Source organism: Bacteroides pyogenes (assembly GCF_014196225.1).
In the GTDB taxonomy this organism is placed as follows: domain Bacteria; phylum Bacteroidota; class Bacteroidia; order Bacteroidales; family Bacteroidaceae; genus Bacteroides; species Bacteroides pyogenes_A.
Map to the genome: position 1 here is coordinate 1 of NZ_JACIDI010000023.1, position 15,590 is coordinate 15,590.

Here is a 15,590-nt window from a genome sequence, read left to right on the forward strand (position 1 = left end):
GTGTCAAAGTTAGTTCACTGCAACTCTTCTTTTCAAATATACACTTATATTTTTATTGGGATATTTAATACTGCAAATGTAAATGTGTCAAAACTAAATTAAACCAAAGAAGAACTTTTAATCTGAAACTTGAGCATCCTAAAAAGCAAGAGAAAGAGCCGTATCATTACTCGAAACAGAGTTCGATACGGCTCTTTTAAGTTTGGTAGTTACAATCTGTAACTTTTCGGAATGATCATTTTTGTTTTGACACACCTCCCTGCCGGTAAAGATAAAACAAGGCAAAGAATGGTCCGCTTGCGGCGGATGCTTCCGTCGGATCAGGCGTATTGACGAATCAGTTCGACAAACTCTTTTCCGTATTTCTTTTTTTTGTATTCTCCGATTCCGCTGACGGTTCCGAACTCTTCAATGGATGTAGGCCGGGCTATGCTGAGCAGATGCAACACTTTATCCGAGAAAACGATATAGGCGGGCAGACCTTCCGCGTCGGCGAGCTGTTTTCTCAATCCGCGCAGGGCTTCGAACAAATCTTCATTCTCTGTATTCGGTAGTCCGAGGGCAATCTCTTTCATAACCGCCGCCTGCTTTTGCTTCTTCTTTTCTTTTGCTTTTGCAGGTTCTTCACGACGAATCACTACCAGCATCGCTTTCTCTCTGCCGAAGAGTATGTCGCTTCCGCTCGATGTTACTTTGAGGTGGTTGTTTTCATTATAAGCTATTTCGAAATAGCCGAGTTGGAGCATCTGAAGCAGGTAGTCGTGCCAGTCGCGCGTCGGGATGTCTCGTCCCGCGCCGAATGTTTTCAGTTCCTGATATCCTTTTCCGGTCACTTCGGCGGAAAAGTTTCCGCGCAAAATATCGATCAATACGCTTATGCCGACCTGTTGTTCCGTGCGTACGATGGCACTCAGGGCTTTTTGCACAATCACGCTTCCGTCAAACCGCTGCGGAGGGTTCTTGCACACGTCGCAGTTGCCGCAATCTTCGCCGGCAGTCTCGCCGAAATAATTGAGCAGGATTCTTCTCCGGCAAATATCGGCCTCGGCATATTGCTGCATCCGGCGGAGTTTTTCGAGGTTGATACTTTGTTGATTGCTTTCCGTGGCAAATTTGGTGAGCAGTATCAAATCGGCCAAAGAGTAGAACAATACGGTATCGCTGTTGAGGCTGTCGCGTCCGGCCCGTCCGATTTCCTGATAAAAACTTTCGATGCTTTTGGGTAAGTTGTAGTGAATCACCCACCGTACATTCGATTTGTCGATGCCCATGCCGAAAGCAATCGTGGCGCATACCACCTGAATGCGGTCATTGATGAAGTCGTCCTGCGTTTCGTCCCTCTGCTTGGCGGAGAGTCCGGCATGGTATACTCCGCAGCCGATTCCGTGTTTTTTGAGCATTTGAGCCACAGCCTCCGTCTTGTTGCGGCTCATGCAGTAGATAATTCCGCTTTCGTTCCCGTGGCGGTGGATGAATTCCAGAATGGATTTGTTTTTCTCTTTTGTCTGAAAGCCTCGTTTCACCGTCAGACTGAGGTTGGGTCGGTCGAACGAAGAGATAAAGACGCGGGGCTGCCGCAAATGCAACTGGCGGACAATATCTTCGCGGGTTATTTTGTCGGCGGTGGCGGTTAAAGCCACCATGGGGACGTTCGGAAATTTCTCGCGGAGCACGCCCATTTGCGTATATTCTGGGCGGAAATCGTGCCCCCATTGCGAGATACAGTGAGCTTCGTCGATGGCGAACAGAGAGATGTTCATATCTTCCAGAAGATAATCTTTCTCGGCTATCAGCTTTTCCGGCGAGATGTATAGCAACTTCAGTTTCCCTTCGATACATGCCCGGCGAAGATTGGCGTTTTCGGTCTCGCTGTTGCTGCTGTTCAGAGCGCCGGCGGCGACACCGTTTGCCTGCAAGGCCTCCACTTGGTCTTTCATCAATGATATGAGCGGCGAAACCACAATGGCGGTTCCTTCGGAAAGCAGGGCGGGCAGTTGGTAACATATCGATTTTCCACCGCCGGTAGGCATAAGTACGAGTGCGTCTTGCCCGTCTGCCAGATGCCGGATGATTTCTTCCTGCAAAGGGCGGAAACAATCGTAACCGAAATATTTCTTTAAAGTCTCTTTCATCTTCCGTTCGTTTAAACTTTCCTGCAAAGGTACGTTTTGTTTATGAATTTTTATTATCCCGTGGCGGCTATTTCTGCGTCGAATGATGCTTCTATTTGTTGCAGATGGCGCAGGCTTGTATTATCTTTGCCACCATTATTTACGAGGAACAAATATTATGAAATTGAAACAGATTCTTTTCTTGTCGGCTCTGCTGCTGACTGTAGGGGGCCGGGCGCAGAGCAACCCGAATGGCAGATATCCGAAACGGGAATTTCGCGGCGCATGGATACAAACGGTAAACAGCCGGTTTCGCGGCATTCCTGCCGAACAATTAAAGCAAACGCTTATCAGTAAGTTGAACTCTCTTCAAGGAGCGGGAATCAACGCGATTATCTTTCAGGTGCGCCCCGAGGCGGACGCGCTGTACGCTTCGCAGCATGAGCCTTGGAGCCGTTTCCTTACGGGGGAACAAGGCCGGATTCCTTCGCCCGTGTGGGATCCGATGCAGTTTATGATTGAAGCCTGCCACGAAAGGAATATGGAGTTTCATGCCTGGATCAACCCGTATCGGGTAAAGACTTCGTTGAAGAACGAATTGGCGCCTACGCATATTTACCATCAGCATCCCGAATGGTTCGTTACATACGGCGACCAGATGTTTTTCGACCCGGCGCTTCCTCATAGCCGCGAGTATATCTGCAAGATTGTGACGGACATTGTGTCGCGCTACGACGTGGATGCCATTCACATGGACGATTATTTCTACCCTTATCCCGTCAAAGGGATGGATTTTCCGGATGATGCGAGCTTCGAACGCTATGGCGGAGGATTTTCCGACAAGGCGGACTGGCGGAGGAGCAACGTGAATATTCTGATTAAAAAGATACATGAAACAGTTCGTGCGCTGAAACCGTGGGTCAAATTCGGTGTAAGCCCGTTCGGGATTTACCGGAATGAAAAAACAGACCCGTTGGGCAGCCGGACAAACGGATTGCAAAATTACGATGACTTGTATGCCGATGTCTTGCTGTGGGCACGCGAGGGATGGATAGACTACAATATTCCGCAGATATATTGGGAGGTGGGGCATAAGGCTGCCGATTATGAAACTTTGGTCAAATGGTGGGCGAGGCATGCCGAGAACCGTCCGCTGTTTATAGGGCAGTCGGTGATGAATAGCATTCAGAAGCCCGATCCGGAGAATCCTGCGATCAATCAGCTTCCCCGCAAAATGGCGTTGCAGCGTGCTTATCAGACAATCGGCGGAAGCTGTCAGTGGTACGCTGGTGCGGTAGTGGAAAACGCCGGGCTTTACAGAGATGCTTTGGTTAAAGAGTATCACAAATATCCGTCGCTTGTTCCGGTGTTCGACTTCATAGACAACAAAGCTCCGGGTAAGGTACGGAAAGTAAAGAAAGTATGGACTGAAGACGGATACATGCTCTTCTGGACGGCTCCGAAAGCAAAGACCGAGATGGACAAAGCCGTGCGGTATGTCGTTTATCGTTTTGAAGCCGGTGAAAAGGTCAATATCGGCGATCCTTCCCGTATTGCAGGTATCACGAACAAAAACCACTTCAGGCTTCCCTATGATTCGGGGAAAAAGAAATACCGCTATGTGGTTACAGCGCTCGACCGCTTGCACAACGAATCGAAGTCGGTAAGCAAGAAAGTGAGGTTGTAATGATTAATAAAGCAACAGGCCGGCGATTCCGCAGCCCACAATCAGCAGGATAGGGTTTATTTTGTACTTTCTGGTGCCGACAAAGGCTATGGCAAAAATCAATATGCTGATGACGAACGAGTAGGTGTCCGTAACGGGCGAACCGAAATTCGCGGTGTTCATCAGCATCAATGCCGCCGAAGCCAGCAACCCCACAATGGCCGGTCGCAACCCCTTGAAGACGGATGTTACGACCGGATGTTTTTGATACTTCAGAAAGAACCTGCTGATTGTAAGCATCAGGATAAACGAAGGAAGAATGACGGCGAACGTGGCGACAACCGAACCCCACACGCTGTCGGTTGCTGTAAACCCAACATACGTGGCTGCGTTGATTCCGATAGGGCCCGGCGTCATTTGGCTGACGGCTACGATGTCTGTGAATTCCTGCGCACTGATCCACTCGTAACGCGCCACCACTTCACCCTGAATCATCGAAAGCATGGCATAGCCTCCGCCGAATCCGAAGAGACCTATTTTGAAAAACGTATAAAATAGCTGCAAGTAAATCATAGCTTCCTTGATTTTCTTCTGTTTCTTAGTCTGTATGACCCTTTATTCATGATTTTTATTCCGTCCCGCCCGCCGCGTCGTTTTCCGCCGTCCGGCTCTCTTCTTTTCTTATTTTTCCCCATGCGAATCCACCTAATCCGGCTGCTATGATAATCCAGATCGGAGAGAAACCGAGCAACCAGATGAGCAATGCGGATGAAACGGGTATCCACACCGTGTATCGGTTGATGCGGGCTGCTTTGGCCATGGTGAATGTAGGCGCGGCGATTAAGGCTACCACGGCGGGGCGGATGCCTTTAAAAATCCGTTCGACTACGGGGTTGTCTTTAAAATTGTGGAAGAACAGGGCAATAGCCAGTATGATAATAAACGACGGCAGGACAGTTCCCAGCGTAGTGACGACACTTCCGCGTATGCCACGCAGTTTGTATCCGATAAAGATCGCTATGTTTACAGCCAGCACTCCCGGCGACGATTGTGCTATGGCAAGCAGATCGATGAAATCTTCCTGTGCGATCCATTTTCGTCTTGTCACAATCTCATTCTGGATAAGAGGGACCATGGCGTATCCGCCTCCGATGGTGAAAGCTCCTATCTTAAAAAAGATTCCGAACAGTTCGAAGTAGATATTCATTCTTTTCGTTTTCCTCCTTTCATCTGTGCTCTCTAATCTTTTTACTGTATTGGCTGGGACTTATTTTAAAGTATTTTTTGAATACTTGCCGGAAATACCTGGCATCGTTAAATCCTGTCATTTCAGATATTTCGGTTATATTGTGCTCTCCTTCTCTTAGTAGCCTGATTGCATATTCCAGCCGGATAAGGCGGATGTAATCGGCAGGAGCCTGATCCGTCAGGGATTTTAATTTATTGTAGAAGCTGGTCCGACTCATTCCCATCAGGCTGCAAAGCATGTCTACATTGAACTGCTGATTGCCTATGTTTTTTTCTACATGCTTTCTTACATTGATGATGAACTGCCAATTCATGCTTGTCCCGTTTTTCAGGATTTCTTCTTTTGTTATTCTGTTCACGCAGGTGTTCATCACGTTTTCGGAAAATTCCATTTTTGAAGCGTATGCATCTGTTTTTTGGGTATCTGTAAGATTGTTTGTCATGTTTGATAAAATATTTATATTTTACAGTGCGATATTGATGTCTGCAGTATTTTCCTGTGGCAACGCTTTTTCCATGCACAATTTTTCTAAAGGTGTTTTTGAGATGTGTAAGGGGGAGTTGCATGTCATGTACGGCATCAATAAAAACTCGTACTTTCGATTCATGTTTTTTTGTTGTTTGTTTAAGCTCAAGTTTCGAAAAGTAATTACGGCAAGAATAAAGAGCAGTGTTGTGTAGATGAGTCCCGAATATGGGTGGAGCCAAAAGGACCCATTGATAATTATCAGATTATTCTTGAAAGCCTGTTCTTCGCCTCTTGGCGGTCCCCAGGCCGATGCGATTTGGATGAAGGAAAATAACATTAAAAAAAGAGACCTTTTTCTCATATAAAACAGACCTTTTGAATTTGCTTAATTGTGTTCTTCTTTGATTTAGGAAAGATAGACAAAAATAAGCTTTTTTTTCGAGAACTCAAATTTATAGCTTAAAATAACAGAAGAATATGTTTTAAAATAGAAAAAGGATTCGGTCTCGCTTATACCTGATTTATTCAAGATACGGTAATCCCCTTATTCAGCTTTCATAGTCGAACGAAGGCCGGATAAGGGGTTAAAGAGAATTTGGTTTGTTTACAGGAGTTCTCGGATACTCTTCCGTCTATCAATGGTTTATTTTTTCCGTGTTTGAAACGGGTCTTTTTTATTTTACCTTTTCTTCAATCCACTTGCGGGCGTTTACGAATGCTTCCATCCACGGAGTGATTTGATCGTTATCGAGACGCTCTGCCGGGTAATAAGCGTTTTGCCACGGGAAGACGGCGCGTTCCAAATGGGGCATCATGGCGAGATGCCGGCCGTCCGCGCTTGCCAAAGCAGCTACCGAGTAGTCGGAGCCGTTCGGATTGCCCGGATATTCGTCATAGTTGTATTTGGCCACTACATTGTATTTGTCTTCGTCATAAGGCAATGAGAACTTTCCTTCTCCGTGGGCTACCCAAATCCCCAGTTTGCTGCCGCTCAACGAGCCGAACATTACGCTTCTGTTTGTAGGAATGGTGACTCCCACAAAGGTAGATTCGAACTTGTGCGAGTTGTTGTGCAGCATTTTGCCTTTCTTCTTCAGTTCCGGGTTGATAAGGTTCAGCTCCATCATCAGCTGGCAACCGTTGCAAATGCCCAAAGACAAGGTGTCTTTGCGTGCGTAAAACTTATCCAAAGCGGTTTTTGCCTTTTCGTTGAACAGGAAACCTCCCGCCCATCCTTTGGCGGAACCTAAAACATCGGAATTGGAAAAGCCTCCGCAATAAACGACCATGTTCACATCTTCCAAAGTTTCACGCCCGCTGATGAGATCGGTCATCGTAACGTCTTTCACGTCGAATCCGGCGAGATAGAGCGAATAGGCCATTTCGCGTTCTCCGTTGGTTCCTTTTTCGCGGATGATAGCTGCGCGCACGCCGGTCGGAGTACGTCGGTCGGGGCTGATGTCGTATTGAGAAAGTTTACCTTTGAACTCCGGCATAAACGCAAATTCTACGGGCTGCATCTTGTAATTTTCGAAGCGTTTTTTCGCACAACCGTTCATCGACTGTTTCCGGTCGAGCAGATAGGAAGAAGTATACCATACGTCTCTCATATAATCGATGCCAAACTGGTAAGTCGCACCGTCTTTTGATATGAGTATATGCCGTTCATCTGTCGGTTTGCCCAACTTCACGAAACCTACGCCCGCTTCTTCTAATGTTTTTTTCACTTCCTCCTTGTGTTTGTCGCTCACTTGGATGACAACACCCGGATTCTCGGCAAACAAAATTTTCACGATGTCTGTCTCTTTCAGTCTGTCGAGGTCGATTTCCATACCGCCTTCGGTGTTGGCGAAACACATTTCGAGCAATGTGGTAATGAGACCGCCGGCAGATATGTCGTGTCCCGCCAAAATCAGTTTTCTGTCGATCAGTTTCTGTATGGCAAGGAATGCGTCGCGGAAATATTCGGCGTCTTGTACGGAAGGTACGTTATCACCGATTTTTCCCAATGATTGGGCGAATGCCGAACCGCCGAGTTTCAGCTCGTCGAAGCTGAAGTCGATATGATACAAAGTGGTCTTCGCATCGTTTACCAATACGGGAGATACTACTTTTTTTACATCCGACACTTCGCCTCCGGCGGAAACAATTACGGTTCCCGGAGAAATGACTTTTTCTCCGTCGGGGTACTTTTGAGTCATCGAAAGCGAGTCTTTTCCGGTGGGCACGTTGATTTGCAGAGCGCAGCAGAAATCGCTCAACGCTTTCACGGCTGTGTACAGACGAGCGTCTTCGCCTTCCTGCGAACGGCAGGGCCACATCCAGTTGGCCGAGAGGGAAATGCTGTCCATGCCTTCCGCCATCGGCGCCCATACGAGGTTTGTGAGTGCTTCGGATACGGAAAGAACCGAACCTGCCGCCGGATCTGCCAATGCTGCTTGCGGAGCATGCCCGATAGAGGTGGCGATACCTTTTTCGCCGCGGTAGTCGAGGGCCACCACGCCACAGTCGCTCAAGGGCAACTGCAACTCTCCCTGGCATTGCTGGCGGGCGACTTTCCCCGTCACCGAACGGTCTACTTTATTAGTCAGCCAGTCTTTGCAGGCTACCGCTTCTAATTGAAGCACATTGGTGAGGTACTCGTGCAGTTTGGCTGCGTTGTATTCCGGCGCTTTATAGGTACGTTCCACTGTTTTGTCTACCATATATGTCTTGGGCGACGAACCGAACATCTGGTCTACCGCCAAGTCGAAGGGGCGCACACCGTCGGCTTGTTGGAAAGCGAAGCGGTGATCTCCGGTGGTTTCGCCCACCACATACATCGGAGCACGTTCGCGTTCGGCTATTTTACGCACGTGTTCGAGTGCTTCCTCTTTGATGAGCAGTCCCATCCGTTCCTGACTTTCATTGGCTATAATCTCTTTGGCCGACAAAGTCTTGTCGCCGATAGGCAGTTTGCTCATGTCGATTAGTCCGCCGCACTCTTCCACCAACTCCGACAAACAGTTTACGTGCCCTGCCGAACCGTGGTCGTGAATAGAAACAATCGGGTTTGTTTCTTCTTCGCAAAGAGCGCGCACCACGTTGTTGGCACGTTTTTGCATTTCGGCGTTGGCGCGCTGCACGGCATTCAGCTCGATACCGCTGCTGTATCGTCCTGTATCGACCGAAGAAACGGAACCTCCACCCAGTCCGATGCGATAGTTGTCGCCGCCGATCACTACGATTTTATTTCCCGCTTCGGGCGAGCCTTTCAGGCAGTCGCGCTGTGTGCCGTAACCTACGCCTCCGGCCAGCATAATGACTTTGTCATAGCCGTAAACCTCGTTGTTCTCGGTATGTTCGAATGTAAGTACCGAACCGCAGATGAGCGGTTGCCCGAATTTGTTTCCGAAGTCCGACGCACCGTTAGAGGCTTTGATCAGGATCTGTTCGGGAGTTTGATACAGCCATTTGCGTACCGACAGTATCTCTTCCCAAGGGCGCTCTTCATCCGTGCGGGGGTAAGAAGTCATATAGACGGCAGTTCCCGCAATCGGCCATGAGCCTTTGCCTCCGGCCATACGGTCGCGTATTTCGCCTCCGGTACCTGTGGAAGCACCGTTGAAAGGTTCAACCGTTGTGGGGAAGTTGTGTGTTTCGGCCTTCAGCGAAATTACGCTTTTAATATCTTTGATTTGAAAAAAATCGGGTTTGGAGTGGTCGGCAGGAGCGAACTGTTCGATTACCGGGCCTTCTGCAAAGGCTACATTGTCCTTGTAGGCCGAGATGATTTTGTTCGGATTTTCCTGAGTTGTCTTTTTAATCATTTGAAACAGCGAAGATTCCTGTTCTACTCCGTCGATGATGAACGTTCCTCCGAATATCTTGTGGCGGCAGTGTTCGGAGTTGATTTGCGCGAATCCGAATACTTCGGAATCAGTCAGCTTTCTTCCGAGATCTTTTTCCACCTTTTTCAAATATTCCATTTCTTCTTTCGAGAGAGCCAGACCTTCTTTTTCGTTGTAGGCTTCCAGATCGTCAATGTAAAGGATGGGTTCCGGCTGCCGGTTGGTTGTAAATATCTGCTGATCCAGTCCCTTATACATACGTTGCAACATCGGGTCGTAATCGGCTTTTTCATCTTTCACGGGGAAAAACTCTTCGATGCGGCCGATTCCTTCAAGTCCCATGTTTTGGGTAATCTCTACGGCATTTGTACTCCAGGGGGTAATCATTTCGCGTCGCGGACCAACAAAATATCCATCTTGTTTTTCTTCGTTCTCCATCACAGCTTCGCCGAAAAGCCAGCAGAGTTTATCACTTTCGTCGGGGGTGAGCCGGTGATTGCTCTCTACGGCAATCATGCTCTTGGAAGGGGTTCTGAAAAAAAGGATCATGTGTATTTTAGATTTTACGTTTTTTCTGTGTGCAAAGATAAATAAATTCGGTGGTGGCAAGAAGAAAATGCGCATAAAAAGAATGTCATTATGGCAAAGGGTATCAGGACTTCGCTGTTCCGTTCGGGCGCGATGATGAAAAATAAGGGGGAAAGATGCTAACCGCTTTACTTTCTGTTTAAAAAGTTATTCGTCTGCCGTTCGTGTTCCATTCGTCTTTCGTCTGTGTTTTATTCGTCTGCCGAACGGCAGACGAATAAAACACAGACGAAAGACCAACTACTTTTACTATAAAAACAATAAGCTGTATAAGCATTCGGAAGACATATTCGGATGGGTTCCCGTAGTCTGCGAAGCACATGTTCCGAAAAAACGTTAATATACTAGCTTCTTCTCATAAAAAAGTGCGATATTTGCCACATGATTCAGTTGGAAACTATATTTGATATTTTAATTAAAGGCTTTATCATAGGTATTGTAGTATCCGCACCTTTAGGCCCGGTAGGGGTTCTTTGTATTCAGCGCACTCTGAACAAGGGGCGTTGGTATGGGTTCGTGACCGGGTTGGGAGCCTCTGTAAGCGATATCGCATACGCTCTGCTGACGGGCTATGGCATGAGCTTTGTTTTCGACTATATCAATAAAAACATATTTTACTTGCAGTTGTTGGGCAGCATTATGCTGCTTGTTTTCGGAATTTATACTTTTCGGAGCAATCCCGTGCATTCCATTCGCCCGGCTTCGTCCAACAAAGGCTCTTACTTTCATAATTTCATTACTGCATTTTTCGTTACTCTTTCCAATCCTTTGATCATTCTTCTTTTTATCGGACTTTTTGCCCGTTTCGCTTTTGTGCAACCGGGTGTGCTGGTATTTGAAGAAATCACAGGATATGTTGCTATCGTTTTGGGAGCATTGGTGTGGTGGTTTGGAATCACTTTCTTTGTAAATAAAGTGCGTACTAAGTTCAATTTGCGCGGTATTTGGATTTTAAATAGGGTGATTGGCGGTTTTGTGATATTGGCTTCGGTGGCAGGGTTGGTTTATACATTGCTTGGGGAATCGCTTTACTAAAAGGAAAGAAGTATGAATCGGGTAGCACAGCAACTGAAAGAAAAAAATATTGCAGAATATCTTATATATATGTGGCAGGAAGAAGATCTGATTCGCGCCTATGGCTGCGAACTCGAAAGGCTCAATGCCAATATCATTGTCCGTTATCCGGAGGAGCAGCGCGCCGAAATGACGGAATGGTATCGAAACCTTATCACCATGATGAGGGAGGAGGGGGTGCAAGACAAAGGACATCTTCAGATTAACAAGAATGTCATTATTAACTTGACGGAACTTCATAAGGCATTGGCCGCTTCGCCTCAATACCCTTTTTATAACGCCGCTTATTTCAAAGCGTTACCGTTTGTTATAGAGTTGCGTAACAAAAGCGGAAAGAAAGATGAGCCTGAATTGGAAACATGTTTCGAAGCGTTATATGGAGTATTATTGCTCCGTTTGCAGAAGAAAACCATTAGTGAAGAAACTTTGAAAGCAGTAGGAGCGATCAGCAGTTTCCTTTCTATGCTGGCAAACTATTATGATAAGGAAAGGAAAGGGGAATTAAAATTTGCGGAGTAAATGAGAATCTTAGTAACAGGCGCCAATGGGCAACTCGGAAGCGCTATGCAGGCGCTGGCAAATGAAAATCGGCAACATACATATCATTTTACGGATGTGCGGGAGCTCGACATCTGCAATGAAGAGTCCGTAAGCAAATATGTTTCCGGAGAAAGTATCGAACTGATTGTGAATTGTGCCGCTTACACGGCTGTCGACAAGGCGGAGGATGAGAAAGAACCGGCATGGCAATTGAATGCTGTAGCTCCGGGAATATTGGCACGGGCTGCTCAAGCCAATAGTGCCGGAATGATTCATCTTTCTACGGACTATGTGTTCGACGGGCTTTCGCACGTCCCCTATACGGAGGAGTGCACACCTTCTCCTGATTCTGTATATGGATTCAGTAAATTGGAAGGAGAAAAAGAAGTTATGCGGCATTGTGAGAATGCGCTTATCATCCGCACGGCTTGGCTTTATTCCATCTATGGCAGTAATTTTGTGAAAACAATGATCCGGCTGGGCAAAGAGCGTGATGAGCTGGGAGTCGTGTTCGATCAGATCGGAACCCCTACCTATGCAAATGATTTGGCAAGAGCGATTTATGCCATTATAAATAAAGGAATAACCGGGGGAACTTACCACTTTAGCAATGAGGGGGTTTGCTCGTGGTATGATTTCGCTTTGAAAATTCACCGGTTGGCAGGCATAACTTCCTGTAAAGTGAAACCTTTGCATACGGCAGAATATCCTTCGAAAGCAAACCGCCCCCATTATTCGGTACTTGATAAAACAAAAATAAAAAAGACGTTTGATCTTGAGATTCCTCATTGGGAAGAGAGTCTCAGGAGTTGTGTGGAACTTTTAAACTTGAGAAAGCAAGAATGAAAGAGGCTGCGAGCAGAGTATGCTTACATTTAATATCCATTTTATAGATATGGTTGATAATACAGAAATACAAAGACGGCGAACATTCGCCATTATTGCCCATCCCGATGCGGGAAAAACTTCTTTAACCGAGAAACTGTTGCTTTTTGGCGGACAGATTCAGGTTGCCGGTGCGGTAAAGAGCAATAAAATCAAGAAGACGGCGACTTCGGACTGGATGGAGATTGAGAAACAGCGTGGAATTTCGGTTACTACCTCTGTTATGGAGTTCGATTACCGGGATTATAAGATTAATATTCTCGATACACCGGGACACCAAGACTTTGCAGAAGATACGTACCGTACGCTTACTGCTGTGGACAGCGTAATCATTGTGGTAGACGGTGCAAAAGGCGTGGAAACGCAGACCAGAAAATTGATGGAAGTTTGCCGTATGCGGAATACTCCGGTTATTATCTTTGTCAACAAGATGGACCGTGAAGGGAAAGATCCGTTCGATTTGTTGGACGAATTGGAAGAAGAACTGATGATCCGTGTTCGGCCTCTTTCATGGCCTATTGAACAGGGAATTCGTTTTAAAGGAGTATATAATATCTACGAACAAAGGCTTGATCTATACCAACCGTCTAAACAGGTGGTGACGGAGAAGGTAGAAATCGATGTACATTCTGAAGAGCTGGACAGGCAGATCGGAAAGCCGCTGGCAGATAAACTGCGGGGAGACCTGGAGCTGATTGAAGGCGTTTATCCGGAATTTGACGTGCAGGCATATTTGGAAGGCCATTGTGCACCGGTTTTCTTCGGCTCTGCATTGAACAATTTCGGTGTGCAGGAATTGTTGAACTGTTTTGTCGAGATAGCTCCAAGCCCTCGTCCCGTTCGGGCAGAAGAACGCGAGGTGAGACCGGAAGAACAGAAGTTTACCGGATTCATTTTTAAAATTACGGCAAATATCGATCCGAATCACCGCTCGTGTGTAGCTTTTTGCAAAGTATGTTCAGGCAAATTTGTTCGCAATGCGCCCTATCTTCATGTACGTCATGGAAAAAGCATGCGTTTTTCGTCACCGACTCAATTCATGGCACAGCGCAAAACCACAATCGACGAAGCTTACGCGGGAGATATTATCGGGTTGCCGGATAATGGAACCTTTAAAATAGGCGATACGCTCACTGAGGGTGAATTGCTTCATTTCCGCGGACTGCCCAGCTTCTCTCCGGAAATGTTCAAGTATATCGAAAATGCCGATCCTATGAAACAGAAACAACTGGCGAAAGGGATTGATCAATTGATGGACGAAGGCGTAGCCCAGCTTTTTGTGAATCAGTTTAACGGTCGCAAGATTATCGGTACGGTAGGGCAACTGCAATTTGAAGTAATACAATACCGCCTATTGAATGAATACAATGCTTCTTGTCGTTGGGAACCGGTAAGTCTTTATAAGGCCTGCTGGGTGGAAAGCGATGATGCCGAGGAGTTGGAAGCTTTTAAAAAACGTAAATATCAATATATGGCAAAAGACCGCGAAGGACGCGATGTTTTCTTGGCTGACTCTTCTTATGTGCTCCAAATGGCTCAAATAGACTTTAAGCATATAAAGTTCCACTTCACAAGTGAGTTTTGATTTTTTTTGTTTAAGTATTTTAACTGATTATTCCGGTAAAAAAGGACTTTTTATTTCTGATATTAATGGCGGGAGATACTATCACTAATACGAATGCGGCATTCTGGGAGAAGATTCGGCAAGGCGATGAGGATGCTTTCAGACAGCTTTATGAACAGAATGCAGATTGGCTTTATGGATACGGAATGAAAATAACCGGTAATGATGATTTGGTAACAGAGGCGATACAAACGTTATTTGTGTACATCTTTGAAAAAAGAAAAACCTGCTCTATGCCAAAATCCATCGCTGCCTATCTTTGTATTTCCTTGAAACGTATTCTTATCAATGAATTGAAGAAAGGTTATAACGAAACTTTCAAGTCGTTGGATGAAGTAGAATTGAGTGAATATAATTTTGATCTGGAAATAGACGTAGAAACAGCTATTGTCCGGTCGGAGCTTAAAAAAGAACAATTGGATTTTCTTCAAAAAGAGCTTAATAGCCTGACCAGGCAGCAGCGTGAAGTATTGTATTTGAAATATTACAAAGGGCTTAGCTCCGATGAAATTGCTCAGGTGATGGGATTGACATCTCGCACTGTTTACAATACGGCTTATATGGCGATATCCAGATTGAGAGGGCGTTTGGTGCCGCTATTATAAATTTAGAACAGGCAATGTTATATTGTGTCGAAGGAAATGAAAGATTGGAAAGAAATATTAGAGAAGCATTTGGAAGAAGGCAAACTTCCTTTAATAGAGCCTATGTTTACGCGGAAAGCGGAAGTGCGTGAGACATTGGAGAGGTTGCGGAAAAAGAACCGTGTTGCCGGAGCTAAAACTGTCAATGGGCTGTTTCGTAAAAGAACAGTATATTGGAGTGCAGCGGCAATGCTTGCTCTTCTTTTCGGTTTGGGGAGCTATCTTCTGTCCGAAGAAAAGGTTTCTACGGATGCGGTGGCAATGGAATGCAAGTTACCCGACGGAAGTCATGTGCAAGTGATGGAAGACTCAATGCTGTCTTTTAACCGCATCGGATGGCTTTGGAACCGGAGTCTACATTTGTCAGGCAAGGCTTTTTTTAGCGTGAATCCCGGCAAAACTTTTACGGTTCACACAAGGGCGGGGAACGTATCCGTGCTCGGAACTAAATTCTGGGTAGAACAAAAAGGAAGTGAAATAACTGTCAGTTGCAAGGAAGGGTATGTGAAACTGGAAACTCCTATCGGTGTAACAGCGTTGGCCGCCGGTGAAAGCGTGCATTGCGATGAGAAAGGGATGGGGACCGTAGAAAGAGAATTAAAACTTCGGAGGATCTTAGGTTACGAGAAGGATCCGCTGGTTAATGTAGTTGCGGATATTGAAGAAATATTCCAAATCAAAGTGATAGGCCGTGAAAAATGTGAGGGATTGTTTTACGATGGAATTATTTATACCAGAAATTTGGAAGAAACTTTAAAGAGAGTATTCGGTTCCTTCGGTATAAAATACGAACTTTGCGGAAAAGAGGTTATTTTATTGTGAAAAATTCTTTTAATTACAGAAAAATAAACTTTTTGCAAACAATATATGTTTTTTTTTTGTTTCTTTGGTAAAAAAATAAATAAGGCCTC

General features: G+C 45.9%; 12 protein-coding genes. 7 read left to right on the plus strand and 5 right to left on the minus strand.

The features are described 5' to 3' along the window. Window positions 1-320: 320 nt before the first annotated feature. The gene (recQ, locus tag GGR07_RS12425; RefSeq protein ID WP_034543685.1) at window positions 321-2,132 is read right to left on the minus strand and encodes a DNA helicase RecQ; all 1,812 of its coding nucleotides are present in this window, start codon (window positions 2,130-2,132) and stop codon (window positions 321-323) included. 157 nt (window positions 2,133-2,289) lie between these two features. On the opposite strand from recQ, the gene GGR07_RS12430 reads away from it, so the two are divergent. Beyond that, window positions 2,290-3,798: a glycoside hydrolase family 10 protein gene (locus tag GGR07_RS12430; RefSeq protein ID WP_122056372.1), complete on the plus strand. Its 1,509-nt coding sequence runs from the start codon at window positions 2,290-2,292 to the stop codon at window positions 3,796-3,798. Between the two features lie 3 nt (window positions 3,799-3,801). Here GGR07_RS12430 and GGR07_RS12435 read toward each other — a convergent pair whose 3' ends face one another. The 4 genes from GGR07_RS12435 to purL form a co-directional block, all read right to left on the minus strand. Continuing rightward, window positions 3,802-4,350 carry a chromate transporter gene (locus tag GGR07_RS12435; RefSeq protein ID WP_034543686.1) on the minus strand — a complete coding sequence of 183 codons (549 nt, stop codon included), beginning with the start codon at window positions 4,348-4,350 and terminating at the stop codon, window positions 3,802-3,804. Between the two features lie 55 nt (window positions 4,351-4,405). Continuing rightward, window positions 4,406-4,984: a chromate transporter gene (locus GGR07_RS12440; RefSeq protein WP_122056371.1), complete on the minus strand. Its 579-nt coding sequence runs from the start codon at window positions 4,982-4,984 to the stop codon at window positions 4,406-4,408. Between the two features lie 19 nt (window positions 4,985-5,003). Then, on the minus strand, window positions 5,004-5,468 hold the full coding sequence (locus GGR07_RS12445; protein WP_021645390.1) for a helix-turn-helix domain-containing protein: 465 nt from the start codon (window positions 5,466-5,468) through the stop codon (window positions 5,004-5,006). Between the two features lie 700 nt (window positions 5,469-6,168). Then, window positions 6,169-9,873 (minus strand): phosphoribosylformylglycinamidine synthase, encoded by a 3,705-nt coding sequence (gene purL, locus GGR07_RS12450; RefSeq protein WP_122056370.1) that lies wholly within the window; start codon window positions 9,871-9,873, stop codon window positions 6,169-6,171. Between the two features lie 420 nt (window positions 9,874-10,293). On the opposite strand from purL, the gene GGR07_RS12455 reads away from it, so the two are divergent. The 6 genes from GGR07_RS12455 to GGR07_RS12480 all read left to right on the plus strand — a co-directional run bounded on the left by GGR07_RS12455 (window position 10,294) and on the right by GGR07_RS12480 (window position 15,501). After that, the gene (locus GGR07_RS12455) at window positions 10,294-10,947 is read left to right on the plus strand and encodes a LysE family translocator (protein WP_021645385.1); all 654 of its coding nucleotides are present in this window, start codon (window positions 10,294-10,296) and stop codon (window positions 10,945-10,947) included. Window positions 10,948-10,959: 12 nt separating this feature from the next. After that, a complete protein-coding gene (locus GGR07_RS12460; RefSeq protein WP_034543688.1) occupies window positions 10,960-11,505 on the plus strand; it encodes a DUF4924 family protein in 546 nt (181 codons plus the stop codon). Next, a complete protein-coding gene (gene rfbD / locus GGR07_RS12465; RefSeq protein WP_122056369.1) occupies window positions 11,506-12,372 on the plus strand; it encodes a dTDP-4-dehydrorhamnose reductase in 867 nt (288 codons plus the stop codon). A gap of 49 nt (window positions 12,373-12,421) precedes the next feature. Further along, on the plus strand, window positions 12,422-13,996 hold the full coding sequence (locus GGR07_RS12470) for a peptide chain release factor 3 (protein WP_034543689.1): 1,575 nt from the start codon (window positions 12,422-12,424) through the stop codon (window positions 13,994-13,996). 65 nt (window positions 13,997-14,061) lie between these two features. Then, window positions 14,062-14,640: an RNA polymerase sigma factor gene (locus GGR07_RS12475; RefSeq protein ID WP_051990662.1), complete on the plus strand. Its 579-nt coding sequence runs from the start codon at window positions 14,062-14,064 to the stop codon at window positions 14,638-14,640. Between the two features lie 36 nt (window positions 14,641-14,676). Further along, entirely contained in the window at window positions 14,677-15,501 is an 825-nt protein-coding gene (locus GGR07_RS12480) for a FecR family protein (RefSeq protein WP_034543690.1), read from the plus strand. Window positions 15,502-15,590 lie beyond the last annotated feature (89 nt).

Excerpts from the sequence above, each read along its gene's own strand:
- recQ (WP_034543685.1), bottom strand. The coding sequence starts at position 2,132 with ATGAAAGAGACTTTAAAGAAATATTTCGGTTACGATTGTTTCCGCCCT.
- GGR07_RS12440 (WP_122056371.1), bottom strand. The coding sequence starts at position 4,984 with ATGAATATCTACTTCGAACTGTTCGGAATCTTTTTTAAGATAGGAGCT.
- GGR07_RS12460 (WP_034543688.1), top strand. The coding sequence starts at position 10,960 with ATGAATCGGGTAGCACAGCAACTGAAAGAAAAAAATATTGCAGAATAT.
- purL (WP_122056370.1), bottom strand. The coding sequence starts at position 9,873 with ATGATCCTTTTTTTCAGAACCCCTTCCAAGAGCATGATTGCCGTAGAG.
- GGR07_RS12435 (WP_034543686.1), bottom strand. The coding sequence starts at position 4,350 with ATGATTTACTTGCAGCTATTTTATACGTTTTTCAAAATAGGTCTCTTC.
- GGR07_RS12475 (WP_051990662.1), top strand. The coding sequence starts at position 14,062 with ATGGCGGGAGATACTATCACTAATACGAATGCGGCATTCTGGGAGAAG.
- GGR07_RS12445 (WP_021645390.1), bottom strand. The coding sequence starts at position 5,468 with ATGACAAACAATCTTACAGATACCCAAAAAACAGATGCATACGCTTCA.
- GGR07_RS12455 (WP_021645385.1), top strand. The coding sequence starts at position 10,294 with ATGATTCAGTTGGAAACTATATTTGATATTTTAATTAAAGGCTTTATC.
- GGR07_RS12470 (WP_034543689.1), top strand. The coding sequence starts at position 12,422 with ATGGTTGATAATACAGAAATACAAAGACGGCGAACATTCGCCATTATT.
- GGR07_RS12480 (WP_034543690.1), top strand. The coding sequence starts at position 14,677 with ATGAAAGATTGGAAAGAAATATTAGAGAAGCATTTGGAAGAAGGCAAA.
- rfbD (WP_122056369.1), top strand. The coding sequence starts at position 11,506 with ATGAGAATCTTAGTAACAGGCGCCAATGGGCAACTCGGAAGCGCTATG.
- GGR07_RS12430 (WP_122056372.1), top strand. The coding sequence starts at position 2,290 with ATGAAATTGAAACAGATTCTTTTCTTGTCGGCTCTGCTGCTGACTGTA.